The organism is Rhizobium sp. SG570 (assembly GCF_012275345.1).
Lineage (GTDB): Bacteria > Pseudomonadota > Alphaproteobacteria > Rhizobiales > Rhizobiaceae > Rhizobium > Rhizobium lusitanum.
The window spans coordinates 32,071-44,383 of sequence record NZ_JAAZQI010000028.1 but is presented as its reverse complement, the minus strand read 5'-3'; the positions used below and the strand labels follow the sequence as shown (position 1 = coordinate 44,383).

Genomic DNA, 12,313 nt, shown 5'->3' with positions numbered 1-12,313 from the left:
TATGGAGAGCCGATGGACGCGGACGAATTGACGAGCAGGGCGGAGCGTGAGGCGGATGAGGCCGATGTCCGCGTAGGCCGGCGCGTGCGGGCCTTACGGCTCGAAAAGAACCTGTCGCTGGCGGATCTTGCGTCCAGAGCAGGAATATCGATCGGAGCGCTTAGCCAGATCGAACGCGGTATGTCATCGCTGCGCGTGCGTGTCATCTGGCCGCTGGCCGCAGCACTCGACGTGGAGCCGTCAGCGCTGATCGCCGACGGCAATGAGCCCGTGAACGACCTCTACTGCGTGCGGGCAACCAGCCGTCGTCCCTTGCCGGTCCATTCGGAAGGGATTACCAAGGATCTTCTGTCGCCTCCCGGTGCATCCCTGACCGGCATGGTCGTCACCGTCGAGCCCGGTGGCGGCACGGATGCCTATGCCCACAGCGGCCACGAATTCGGTATCGTCACGACCGGCGAGGCCGAACTGGTAGTTGATTCCACGCGATATCTGCTGAAGACCGGCGACAGTTTCGCTTTCAAGAGCACCTTGCTGCATTCTTTCCGCAATCCCGGCACGGAACGCTGCACCATCGTATGGGTGAATACGACGAAGCCTTCGGAGGCGCGTGATGGCGACTGATGCCTTGCTTCGCCTGGAGAAGGTCTCCAAGCATTTCGCAGGCGGCATTGTCGGCCTGAATAATATCGACCTTTCGATTGCCGAAGGAGAGTTCCTGAGCCTTCTCGGTCCTTCGGGCTGCGGCAAGACCACCACGCTGCGTGTTATCGCGGGCTTCGAAGCTCCGACCGAGGGAGAGGTTCGGCTCGACGGAAGAGACATTACGCTCCTTCGCGCGTTCGACCGTCCGGTCAACACGGTGTTCCAGGACTATGCGCTTTTCCCGCACATGTCTGTTGCCGAAAATGTCGGCTTCGGCCTGTCGCTCCGAAAGATTGCCGGCCCCGAGCGCCGTAGGCGCGTTTCCGCAGCGCTCGACATGGTTGGCCTGGCCGACAAGATCAATCAGCGCGTTCAGGCGCTTTCCGGCGGTCAGCGTCAGCGCGTAGCGCTTGCAAGAGCGATCGTCTGCGAACCACGCGTTCTTCTTCTCGACGAGCCTCTTTCCGCGCTCGACGCGCATCTGCGCGAGCAGATGCAGGTGGAGTTGAAACGGTTGCAGCGGGAGCTGGGCACGACATTCGTGATGGTCACGCATGACCAGACCGAGGCTCTGTCGATATCCGATCGCATCGTCGTCATGAACAAGGCTGCTATTGAGCAGATCGCCTCGCCATCAGTGCTTTACGATCAGCCGGCGACAACCTTCGTTGCAGGATTCATCGGGACGATGAACCTGCTGAATGCACGCCTGGTCAGCCGCGAAACGGGGACCCTGCGCTTCGCCGCCGGCGCTCTCTCCCTCGATATGCCGGCAACCGGAGCCATCGAGCTGCGGTCGGGCGATGGCGTGATCATAGGTGTTCGTCCTGAGGATATTCTGGTCTCGCACGAACGCAGCGAAGGTTCAGTCGGCGTCGCTGTGGAAGGCGTCGTTTTCCATGGGCGCAGTTTGCGAGTCCATCTTCTCGCCGAAGACAAATATAGCCTGACGGCCGACATACCCAGGCAATCAGCGCATGCCGCCTTGGCGACTGGCGACCGCTTCTTTGCCTCGCTCCGACCAGGCGCCTCTTGCCCGATACTTCCGGCCTGAGCACACCAACGACAATGGAGAACACATGAACAATCACCTGAAATTCTTCATCGACGGTTCCTGGGTCGATCCCGTTGCCCCCAAGACGATTGAGGTCATCGATCCATCGACGGAGGAAGTCTATACCGCAATATCCGCAGGCTCGGCTGCAGACGTCGATAAAGCGGTCGCAGCGGCAAAGAGCGCCTTTGCGAGCTTTTCATTGACGTCCAAGGAAGAGCGTCTGGTGCTCCTAAAACGGATTCTCGAATGCTACAACGAGCGCTTCGAGGATATCGCTCAGGCAGTCAGCCAGGAAATGGGCGCGCCTCTTCCGTTCGCGCGGGATTCCCAGGCATGGGCCGGACGCGGACACATGGAAGCGACCATCGCCGCTTTCGAGGACTATCAGTTCACTGAAAAGCGCGGCTCAACCACTGTCATCAAGGAGCCGATCGGAGTCTGCGCGCTGATCACGCCGTGGAACTGGCCGCTGAACCAGATCGTTTGCAAGGTTGCGCCGGCGATCGCGGCAGGATGCACCGTGGTTTTGAAGCCCTCGGAAATCGCGCCGATCAGCGGCATCATCTTTGCGGAAGTGATGGCGGCGGCTGGAACGCCGAAGGGCGTCTTCAATCTGGTGAACGGCACCGGTCCCGATGTCGGGCAGGTCATGGCGGGGCATCCGGATGTTGACATGGTCTCGTTCACGGGTTCTACGCGTGCCGGTATCATCGTCGCCAAAACTGCCGCCGACACAGTCAAGCGTGTCGCTCAGGAACTTGGCGGCAAGTCGGCCAATATCATCCTGCCCGACGCGGATTTCGAGACTGCTGTGACCAAGGGCGTCCAGGGTTGCTTCAGCAATACCGGCCAGTCTTGCGACGCGCCGACCCGTATGCTGGTGCCGGCCGACCGTCATGAGGACGCTTTGGCAATCGCCGGGAAGGCTGCCGAGGCCTTCAAGACAGGCGATCCGCGCGCCGATGGCGTCGATCTTGGGCCAGTCGTCAGCCAGATCCAATACGACAAGATCCAGCGGTTGATCGAAAGCGGCATCAGCGAGGGTGCGACCTTGGTAACGGGCGGCCTGGGCCGGCCGGAGGGATTGAACCGTGGCTATTATATCCGCCCGACGGTTTTCGGACACGTGACGCCCGAAATGACGATTTCGCGCGAGGAGATCTTCGGCCCGGTTCTGTCGATCATCTCCTACAAGGACGAGGAGGATGCCGTGCGCATTGCAAATGACACCGTGTACGGCCTTGCTGCCTATGTTCAATCGACGAACATCGATAACGCACGCGCCATCGCGAAACGCATGCGCGCCGGCTCGGTCTATCTCAACTATCCAGCCTGGGACACGTTCGCACCTTTCGGCGGCTACAAACAATCGGGAAATGGGCGTGAATATGCCGACTGGGCAATCCACGATTTCCTGGAAATAAAGGGTGTCGTCGGTTGGGCCTAACCGGGTGGCAGTCAGCGCGAGGCGCTGGATGTCCTTCCGTCAAAGGTGATCGAGACGCAAATGCTTGCATTGCGCTTGCCCCCTTCGGACGTGGATTGTCCACATCATTCATCATATCAACGACGGTAGGCGGGCTTCAGCCAGGCATTGCTCGCGAATAGGCAGCCAGAATGAAGCGTTCGGCCTGGAATAGGTATTTTTCCAACGCGTCGGAAGCACTCGCCGGCGCCCCCTCCTCCAGATGCGCGAGAATAGTCGCGTTCTGGCCGACATAGGGAGCGTGCAGATATTCGGGATCGCGGATCAGCCCGAAGACGAGACGCAGCTCAAGCGAGATCTGCGCATAGAAGGCCGAAAGCCTGGGACTGTCGGCAAGCTCGACGATCGCGGCATGAAAGGCGATATCGGCGCTACCGACCTCCAGCCATTCGCCACGTTCACGATGCTGAACGGCAGCATTGATGGCGGCACGCATCTTGGCAACGCTGGGGTGACGGTGATGCGCATTGGCGAGTGCCGAACACTCGATCAGACGACGAATTTGGAAAATATCCATGATCGTCGAGATGCTCGGCGTGGAGACGAAGACGCCGCGATTGGCCTCATGGCGCAGCACACCCTCTTTCGTCAGCAGCCGGAAAACCTCGCGCAGCGTATTGCGCGAGACCTGCAACTCCTCGCAAAGAGCCGCCTCGGATAGATGGCTGCCAGGCGAGAGCGTGCCGCTGATCACGCGCTCGCGGATGCGGGCGGCGGTCAGTTCCGCAACCGTCTGCCCTGTCTCCGCGACAATCGTCGGCTCGATGCTGGCAAGATTTGTCTGCTTCATTCGCTCTCCCGGCATCTGCACTCAATCGTCTTCGACGCCCGCTATATCAGGCACTTGCTGGAAACCGAGTGGGTATTCCGCGTGTCTGCGGCTATCGGCCTGTCAACGGCAAGGTCATAAGGACGATTTTGCGCAGATTTGCCCCCATTTTTGATTGGCAACATGAAAATTGTTGAACAATATAGACCATATTGTCGTTTGATGCTATCTCACGTCCTCACAAATATAACGGGAACGCAGATACAGATGTTCATGAGACGCCTGTTTTGTAGAAAAACATCGCCTGCCTTTGTCAGGCTGCAACGGGTGTCGGCATGAGCATGCAGCGGTCCGATCTCTGCGAATGCTCCTGCATCATCGATGCAAGGAACAACACGGCTATCATCTCGGATGCCATGACCGATCTTCCCAATGCCGAGGTAAGCGCATGACCACGCCCGCAGACGACAACAAACCGCTTCTGTCCGTAACGGATCTGACTGTTCGGTTCGGCGAAAATCGCGTGGTCGAAGGGCTTTCCTTTTCGGTCGAGCCGGGGCGAACGCTCGCAGTCGTCGGTGAATCCGGCTCCGGCAAATCGGTGACATCGCTTTCCATCATGCGCCTTGGCGACATGATGGGCGCGCGCTTCGAGACAGGCACTATCCTCTTCAACGGCAAGGACATTCTGAAACTCTCGCAGAAGGAGATGCGCGCCGTTCGCGGCAAGGAGATCGCCATGATCTTCCAGGAGCCGATGACCTCGCTCAATCCGGTCTTCACTATCGGCGACCAGATCTGCGAGATCCTTCTCCTTCATGAGAAGATCGGCAAATCCGCTGCCATGGCGGCGGCGCAGCGCCTGCTGGAAATGGTGCGCCTGCCGGATGCGCAGGCGCTCTTGAACCGCTATCCGCACCAGCTTTCCGGCGGCATGCGCCAGCGCGTCATGATCGCCATGGCGCTTGCCTGCCGCCCGAAGCTGCTGATCGCCGACGAGCCGACAACAGCGCTCGACGTGACGATCCAGGCACAGATCCTCAACATCATGCGGGACCTGAAGAAGGATCTCGGCATGGGCATGATCTTCATCACTCACGACATGGGCGTGGTAGCCGAAATGGCTGATGATGTCGTGGTCATGTGGAAGGGCAAGAAGGTTGAGGAAGGCCCGGTTCGTGAGATATTCGCCAATCCCAAGCACCCCTATACGAAGGCGCTTCTCGCCGCAGTGCCGAAGCTTGGCAGCATGACCGGCCAGGATTTTCCGAAGCGCATGCCGCTGACCGTTCTCGACGGCGGCGAGCCGAAGATCGTTGGTGAGGAACGGATCCAGAATACCGCCCGCTACGACCAGCAGCCGCTCCTGTCCGTGCGCGACCTCTTCGTGCGCTTCGATATCAAAAAGAATATCTTCGGCAAGGTCACGCATCGCTGTAGTGCCGTCCAAAAGGTCGCTTTCGATATTCATCCCGGTGAAACCTTGGCCCTTGTCGGCGAATCCGGCTCCGGCAAGTCGACGATTGGCCGCACCATCCAGCAGTTGCAGAAAGCGCGCTCGGGCGAAATAACCTTCAACGGCAAGAGTTTTGCCGCCATGTCGGCGCTGGAGCGATTCCGGCTTCGCCGTGACGTGCAGTATATTTTCCAGGATCCCTTTGCTTCGCTCGACCCGCGCAAGACAGTTGGCTTCTCGATTGCGGAACCGATCAACACCCATGGCATCATATCCGGATCAAAGGCGGTACGCCGCAGGGTAGACGAGCTTCTGGAGCGCGTCAGCCTGACGTCAGCCCATGCCGATCGCTATCCGCATGAGTTTTCCGGCGGCCAGCGGCAGCGCGTCTGCATTGCCCGTGCGCTTGCCTCCGATCCGAAGCTCATCATTGCCGATGAGGCGCTTTCTGCCCTCGACGTATCGATCCAAGCCCAGATTATCAACCTGCTTATGGACCTGCAGGCCGAACGCGGGCTCGCCTATCTGTTTATCAGCCATGATATGGCCGTCGTGGAGAAGATCAGCCACCGCGTCGCCGTTCTCTATCTCGGCCAGATCATGGAAATAGGCAGCCGCCGGCAGGTCTTCGAAACCCCCATGCATGCCTATACGCAACGCCTGATTTCAGCCGTGCCGATCGCCGATCCGACGCAGGAGCGCCGAACCGCCCTGTTGGAAGGCGAGATCCCCAATCCCGTCCGCCGGGTCGGCGACGAGCCGCCGATCCTGGCTCACGAGGAAATCACCTCAGGCCATTTTATCGCCAAGAGCGCCTGAACGACCGCAAACCGCAATATCGATCTGAAGAGGAAACAGGTTCAATGAAAAAAATGAAATGGGGACTGAAGACCGCTCTGACAGCACTTGTCATGTCGGGTGTCGCGATCAGCGCTGCTCCGGCTTTCGCGGCGGGCAAGCTGACGGTTTCGTCGTCGCAGGATCCGGGCAGCTGGGATCCGATCGACACCTTCCTGGTGGCATGGGCCGCCGTTTCGACCAACATTTTCGACGGGCTCACCTATCGCGGCCCCGATCTCAAGCTGGTGCCCGGTCTTGCCGAATCCTGGGAGGAACTGGATCAAGGCAAGCGCATCCGCTTCAAGCTGCGTCATAACGTCAAGTTCCATGACGGCGAGCCCTTCAATGCCGAAGCGGTGAAGTTCACCTTCGACCGCCTGCTGGGCGAACAGGGCGCCAAGGGACCGCAGCGCTCGAATTACACCGCGATCGAAAGCGTTGACATCATCGACGACTATACGGTCGACATGAAGCTGAAGACGCCCGATCCGGTGCTTTTGACGAAGCTCGCCGGCTACGGCGCGATGATCGTTCCGCCAAAATACATCAAGGAAAAGGGTGAGGATTACTTCAACCTCAATCCGGTCGGCACCGGCGCCTTCAAGTTCGTTTCCTATACGCCGAAGGTGAACATCAAGCTCGAAGCCAATCCTGATTACTGGGGCGGCGCGCCGAAGCTTTCGGAGCTCGAATACCGCTTCATCAGCGAGCCGGCGACGGCCGTTGCCGAGCTTCAGGCAGTCCGCGTCGATATCGTCATTCCGCCGACCATCCCAATCGGCATGCTTCCGGTCATCCAAGGCGATTCCAAGCTCGAAATCGCCAGCGTTCCCGGCCCGACGGTCGATGCATTGCGCTTCAACACCCGCGACGGCATCACGGCCGATCCGCGCGTGCGTAAGGCCATCATCATGGCCGTCGACCGCGACACGATCGTCAAGTCGATCCTCGCAGGCCAGGGAACCGAGATCGTCAGCTTCCAGAACTCACTGTCCTTCGGCTACGATCCCGACTTGAAGCCGCTTCCCTATGATCCCGCAGGCGCCAAGAAGCTGCTTGCCGAAGCCGGCGTGAAGCCGGGCGCTGCATTGCAGATCGACATTCGGGGCAATGACGCGACGATGAACGAGGTGGCGCAGGTCGTGGCAAGCTATCTGCAGATGGTCGGCCTCACCGCAACCATCAAGCCGTATGAAACCAACGTTCTGCTGAACGACATTATCCCGCAGGGCAAGACCGGCGCGATGTTCCAGCAGAAGTGGGGCGGCTGGACCTTCGACTACGACAACACCGCCTATTCGATGTATCACTCCGGCGAAAAGTGGAATCCGTATGAAAAGGATGCCGCTCTGGACAAGCTGTTGGAATCGCAACGCCCGCTCACCGATCGCGCCGAGCGCGAAAAGGTGCTGAAGGACATCGGCAAGTATGTCGCCGACAAGGCGCTCGAACTGCCGCTCTACAACAGCAATGCAATCTACGGCGTAAGCAAGCGGGTCAAGGGCTTCGTGCCCGCACCCGATACCCGCATCAAGCTGAACGAAGTCACCGTCGACTAATCATCAAGCAGACGCCGCCGGCTCGGCCGGCGGCGTCATCCGAAAGCTCTCGGGGTAAGAACGTGGCCGGTTTTCTCATCAAGCGATTGCTGCAGGCGATTTTCGTTGTAATCGCCATCACTCTTCTCGTCTCCTTCGCTATCCGCCTCACCGGCGACCCTGCCGTGATGATGTTTCAGGGCGGTGGCAGCATGACCGAGGACGACCTGGCCCGTATCCGCACAGCCCTTGGCACGGATCAACCTTTCCTTGTGCAGTATTTCACTTTTCTGAAGGGGCTGCTGACGCTCAATTTCGGCCGCAGCTTCACCGGCGGCACGCCGGTTTCCCAACTGATTGCCAATGCCTTGCCCGCGACGCTGCTGCTTGCTTTCATCTCCATGGTCGTGTCGATCGCGCTCTCCATCCCGCTCGGCATCAAGGCGGCGACGGCACGCGGCAAGACGGCGGATCAGATCATCCGCGTTCTCTCGCTGCTCGGCCTCTCCTTCCCGAACTTCTGGCTGGCGCTGATGATGGTGCTGTTGTTTTCCATCACGCTAGGCTGGCTGCCGCCAAGCGGCATGGTCGGGATTTCGAGCTACGTCATGCCGGCCGTGACGATGGGCGTTATCCTGACGGCAACGAATGTGCGCCTGGTGCGTACCGCCATGCTGGAGACGCTGCAGTCGCAATATATCATGGTCGCGCGGGCCAAGGGTCTTAGCGAAAGCAAGGTGCTGTACAAGCATGCGCTGCGCAATTGCGCGATACCACTCATCACCTATTTCGGCATCCAGTTCGGTGGGCTGCTCGGCGGCATCGTCGTCATCGAGCGCGTCTTCAACTGGCCCGGTCTCGGCACGCTGGCATTCGACGCCGTCGGTGCCCGCGACTACCCCGTCTTGCAAGGCGTGATCACCGTGCTGGCGCTGTTCATCGTCGGCGTCAATCTTCTCGTCGACATCGCCTATGGCCTCGTCGACCCACGTATCCGCACGGAGTAATGCTGATGGCCGCCACGATTTCACGCCGGTCGCGTTTCTACAGCTTCGAATTCATCGCTGGAGCCCTGATCACCGTCATCATCTGCCTTGCCGTGCTTCTCTCCGATGTGCTCTTTCCCGGCGGCGCCGAAAAAATCGATCTGATGGCAAGGCTTGCAAAACCCTTCGCCAGCCTCGCCCATCCCTTCGGCACAGACCCGCTCGGGCGCGATGTGCTGGCTCGCGTCGTCGCAGGTGGCAAGATATCGCTGACCGTCGGCCTCACCTCCGTGATCGGCGGCGTGGTTCTCGGAGTGCTGGTCGGCCTTGCCGCGGGTTACTATCGCGGCATCTGGGACATGCTGCTGATGCGCTTTGCCGATATTCAGCTCGCCATGCCCTTCATTCTGCTGGCAATCACCTTCATCGCCATCGTCGGCGGCAGTCTCACCAATACGATCATCCTCTTGATCGTCTCGCAATGGGTGCAATATGCACGCCTCGTGCGCGGTTCGGTGCTGAGCTTGCGCGAGCGGGAATTCATCCTCTCGGCACGGGCGATCGGCGTCAAAGACTGGCGCATCATCTTCCAGCATCTGCTGCCGAACCTCGTCGGCCCGGTGATCGTGCTGATGACGCTGAACATTGCCAACAACATCCTTCTGGAAAGCAGCCTCACCTTCCTTGGCATGGGTGTCGACCCGACAATTCCGAGCTGGGGCGGCATGCTGGCCGACGGACGAACCTATCTGCAGACAGCGTGGTGGGTCAGCCTCTTCCCTGGCCTTGCAATCCTTTTGACCGTGCTCGCTTTCAATCTCCTCGGCGACTGGCTGCGCGACAGCCTCGATCCGACTGGCAGAACGGCAAGGTAGGATATCATGACTATGATTTTCGAGAGACGTTTTGAGCGCACGGTGTCGCGCCTTGTTGCCGATGCCAAGCCTGGCCAGAACTTCGAGGCCTGGACCTTCGATGACAGAGAAAGCCGCCAGCAGGCAGAGCGCGAACTCAGGGAAAAGGGCGTGCAGGCCCGCATCCGCAGCGCCTACAAGCCGCTGGTCAATGCCTTCATCGAGGAAATCGACCTGCATGATGTGAATGCGATCGAGATCCGCTATCCGGTTCACCCCAACGCACCGGATAACCGCTTTCGCCTTGAAGCCTATCCGCTCGCTGCAATGGTGGGAAATCGCGAAATCACCTTTGTCGCAAGAGCCGACAGCGACTTTCATTATGACGTTCTGCTGAAAGGCAATGCCGGCCAGGAACGTCGATCGAAGGTGCTGGCGCCCAATCGCGTGCATGTCGATGCGGCCGAGGAAACCAGCGTTTCTCCGACCGGCTGGCTGATCCGAGATGGCGATGCGGCAGGCGAACGGCTCGCGACGGACTATGAGCAGCTCTTCGAGGAGGCGATCGACGCGGTCACGCACTTCGACTGGGGCGCAAGCGAACCCTATTTCGAGGAACTGAATATTCGCGTTGCCCTGCCGGCGCTGGACGAGGCCTTGCCCATCGGCGACGAAGTCATGAGCCTTCGCGAGGCGCTGCATGAGGACTTCTATTTTTCGCTGCTCGAATTCTTTCAGAAAAAATCCGGCCGCCCGCTCGGCGACCGCGGCTTGAAGCCGGGTCAGATCGTTCCGCAGATCCTGCTCTCCTCCGGCGAGATTTCCGTCCGAATAGGAACGCAGCCGCTGACGTCTCGCTATTGGGATGGAGCCGGACAGCAAATCGAGACGGCAACGGAACCTCTGGCCGTGCAGCAGATCGAGGCCGAGCTTGACGAGATTGGCGGCGAGGCATTTGAGGCCGTTACTCGCTCTGGCCGCACAATCAGAGCCCGCTATATCAAGGGCCGCAACGCGGCCGTGATGATCAGCGGCGGTCAGCATGCCAACGAGACGACCGGTGGGGCGGGAGCCCTGCGTGCGGCGCGTCGGCTTGCCAAGCTCGAAGGCGCGCATTTCACCATCTCGCCGCTGGAAAACCCGGATGGCTACGCCCTTCATCAGCGCCTGCGCCAGGACAGCCCGCGCCACATGTATCATGCCGCCCGCTACACCGCGCTCGGCGACGATCTCGAATATCGGACCGAAGAGACCGCCGGCCCCTATCTCTTTGAAAAGAAAATCCGCTTCCAGGCGGAAAGGCTGAGCGGAGCGGAGCTGCACGTCAACCTGCACGGCTACCCAGCCCATGAATGGACGCGCCCGCTTTCCGGCTACGTTCCGCGCAATTTCGCCATGTGGACGCTGCCGAAAGGCTTTTTCCTGATTGCCCGTTATCATTCCGGCTGGGCGGCTCAGGCCGAGCAGCTTCTCGACAAGGTCACCAGGCACCTCGGCGCCATACCGGGTCTGCTGGATTACAACGACCGCCAGATCGCACTCTATGAAATCCATGCAGGCGAAACAGGCTTCCGCATCATCAATGGCTTCCCCTGCCTCGCCAACATCGACGATCGCCATACGGTGCCTATGACCTTGATCACCGAATATCCGGACGAGACCATTTATGGCGACGCATTCATCGCCGGCCATACCGCACAGATGGAAACGGTGCTTTCCGCCTACAGCGCCTGGCAGGAAATCATGGCTTCGAGCTAGTCCGTACGCGTCGAACGGAGCATATCGAGAAGCGCGGTCATGGCGCTCGTTGTATAGGCGTCCGATCGGCGTACGAAGAGTGTATCCACCATCGACCGTTCCGGCGAAAGCTCGTGGATCGCAACCCGGCCATCCCCGCAGGCGGCGGCGACAACACCCTTTGGCAGCAGCGTGACACCGACGCCCGCCGACACGCAGCTGATGATCGTGTCGAGGGAGCCGAATTCCAGCGGCTTCGATGTGATTATGCCCATATCGGCCAGAAGCGCCTCCAGCCGCTGCCGATAGGAACATCCGATCTGGAAGACGATGGTCTTCAGATCGACAATGCCGGCCAGATCTTCTACTCCACGAATGGCGGGCGTTGTCACGAGAACAAGCTCCTCTTGAAAGATCACCTCGTGATCGAGATCGGGGTGGTTGACGGGACCCGCCACGAAGGCACCCTCGACCCGGCATGAAACGACATCGTCGATCAGCCGGCGGGTCGTGCCTGTTGTCACGACAAGACGTACCTGTGGATAGGTCTTGGCGAATTGGCCGAGAAGCGGCGACAATCGCAATGCCGTGGTTGTCTCCAGGCTGCCGAGTGAAAGCGTTCCGCCCGGCTCACCATCATCCTTGGCGGCGGTGCGGGCATCGGCCAGAAGCTTGGTGATGCGACCGACAAATGGCAGAATTCGTTGTCCCGCCGGCGTGGTCGACACGCCCCTTGCATGCCGCTGGAACAGGCTGACACCCAGCTCTTCTTCCAGCGCCCGGATCCGCGCCGTCACATTCGATTGAACCGTATGCAGCTCCTGCGCCGCCCGGTTCATGCTGCCGTGCCGCGATACCGCTTCGAATACCCTAAGATCGGATACGTCCATACTTATCACCAATAGAGATAGCTGCTCTCATAATAATTCAGTTTTTATGATATAA

General features: G+C 59.7%; 10 protein-coding genes. 8 read left to right on the top strand and 2 right to left on the bottom strand.

What is annotated here, in order from left to right:
* The first annotated feature begins 12 nt into the window (after positions 1 to 12).
* The 3 genes from FHT28_RS33015 to FHT28_RS33005 are packed head-to-tail and all read left to right on the top strand — an operon-like array spanning position 13 to position 3,149.
* The gene (locus tag FHT28_RS33015) at positions 13 to 624 is read left to right on the top strand and encodes a cupin domain-containing protein (RefSeq protein WP_047640047.1); all 612 of its coding nucleotides are present in this window, start codon (positions 13 to 15) and stop codon (positions 622 to 624) included.
* On the top strand, positions 614 to 1,699 hold the full coding sequence (locus FHT28_RS33010) for an ABC transporter ATP-binding protein (RefSeq protein ID WP_173411703.1): 1,086 nt from the start codon (positions 614 to 616) through the stop codon (positions 1,697 to 1,699). The genes FHT28_RS33015 and FHT28_RS33010 overlap by 11 nt, the downstream gene beginning before the upstream one ends.
* Positions 1,700 to 1,724: 25 nt before the next feature.
* Complete coding sequence (locus FHT28_RS33005) at positions 1,725 to 3,149, top strand: aldehyde dehydrogenase family protein (RefSeq protein WP_047640044.1); 1,425 nt, start codon at positions 1,725 to 1,727, stop codon at positions 3,147 to 3,149.
* Positions 3,150 to 3,285: 136 nt separating this feature from the next.
* Here the strand turns inward: FHT28_RS33005 and FHT28_RS33000 are convergent, their stop codons facing one another.
* On the bottom strand, positions 3,286 to 3,978 hold the full coding sequence (locus FHT28_RS33000) for a GntR family transcriptional regulator (RefSeq protein ID WP_167669613.1): 693 nt from the start codon (positions 3,976 to 3,978) through the stop codon (positions 3,286 to 3,288).
* A gap of 427 nt (positions 3,979 to 4,405) precedes the next feature.
* Between FHT28_RS33000 and FHT28_RS32995 the strand changes: the two genes are divergently transcribed.
* The 5 genes from FHT28_RS32995 to FHT28_RS32975 all read left to right on the top strand — a co-directional run bounded on the left by FHT28_RS32995 (position 4,406) and on the right by FHT28_RS32975 (position 11,389).
* Positions 4,406 to 6,232, top strand: coding sequence for an ABC transporter ATP-binding protein (locus FHT28_RS32995; RefSeq protein ID WP_168598543.1), 1,827 nt, complete (start codon positions 4,406 to 4,408; stop codon positions 6,230 to 6,232).
* A gap of 44 nt (positions 6,233 to 6,276) precedes the next feature.
* Positions 6,277 to 7,812 carry an ABC transporter substrate-binding protein gene (locus FHT28_RS32990; RefSeq protein WP_168598542.1) on the top strand — a complete coding sequence of 512 codons (1,536 nt, stop codon included), beginning with the start codon at positions 6,277 to 6,279 and terminating at the stop codon, positions 7,810 to 7,812.
* Positions 7,813 to 7,874: 62 nt separating this feature from the next.
* A complete protein-coding gene (locus FHT28_RS32985; RefSeq protein ID WP_092576360.1) occupies positions 7,875 to 8,798 on the top strand; it encodes an ABC transporter permease in 924 nt (307 codons plus the stop codon).
* Between the two features lie 5 nt (positions 8,799 to 8,803).
* Entirely contained in the window at positions 8,804 to 9,652 is an 849-nt protein-coding gene (locus FHT28_RS32980; RefSeq protein ID WP_168598541.1) for an ABC transporter permease, read from the top strand.
* A 6-nt stretch (positions 9,653 to 9,658) separates the two neighbouring features.
* Positions 9,659 to 11,389: a M14 family metallopeptidase gene (locus tag FHT28_RS32975; RefSeq protein ID WP_168598540.1), complete on the top strand. Its 1,731-nt coding sequence runs from the start codon at positions 9,659 to 9,661 to the stop codon at positions 11,387 to 11,389.
* Here FHT28_RS32975 and FHT28_RS32970 read toward each other — a convergent pair.
* Positions 11,386 to 12,258: a LysR family transcriptional regulator gene (locus tag FHT28_RS32970; protein WP_047557215.1), complete on the bottom strand. Its 873-nt coding sequence runs from the start codon at positions 12,256 to 12,258 to the stop codon at positions 11,386 to 11,388. The two genes, FHT28_RS32975 and FHT28_RS32970, sit on opposite strands and share 4 nt — an antisense overlap.
* Between the last annotated feature and the right edge of the window lie 55 nt (positions 12,259 to 12,313).

Excerpts from the sequence above, each read along its gene's own strand:
- FHT28_RS33015 (WP_047640047.1), top strand. The coding sequence starts at position 13 with ATGGACGCGGACGAATTGACGAGCAGGGCGGAGCGTGAGGCGGATGAG.
- FHT28_RS33010 (WP_173411703.1), top strand. The coding sequence starts at position 614 with ATGGCGACTGATGCCTTGCTTCGCCTGGAGAAGGTCTCCAAGCATTTC.
- FHT28_RS33005 (WP_047640044.1), top strand. The coding sequence starts at position 1,725 with ATGAACAATCACCTGAAATTCTTCATCGACGGTTCCTGGGTCGATCCC.
- FHT28_RS33000 (WP_167669613.1), bottom strand. The coding sequence starts at position 3,978 with ATGAAGCAGACAAATCTTGCCAGCATCGAGCCGACGATTGTCGCGGAG.
- FHT28_RS32995 (WP_168598543.1), top strand. The coding sequence starts at position 4,406 with ATGACCACGCCCGCAGACGACAACAAACCGCTTCTGTCCGTAACGGAT.
- FHT28_RS32990 (WP_168598542.1), top strand. The coding sequence starts at position 6,277 with ATGAAAAAAATGAAATGGGGACTGAAGACCGCTCTGACAGCACTTGTC.
- FHT28_RS32980 (WP_168598541.1), top strand. The coding sequence starts at position 8,804 with ATGGCCGCCACGATTTCACGCCGGTCGCGTTTCTACAGCTTCGAATTC.
- FHT28_RS32975 (WP_168598540.1), top strand. The coding sequence starts at position 9,659 with ATGACTATGATTTTCGAGAGACGTTTTGAGCGCACGGTGTCGCGCCTT.
- FHT28_RS32970 (WP_047557215.1), bottom strand. The coding sequence starts at position 12,258 with ATGGACGTATCCGATCTTAGGGTATTCGAAGCGGTATCGCGGCACGGC.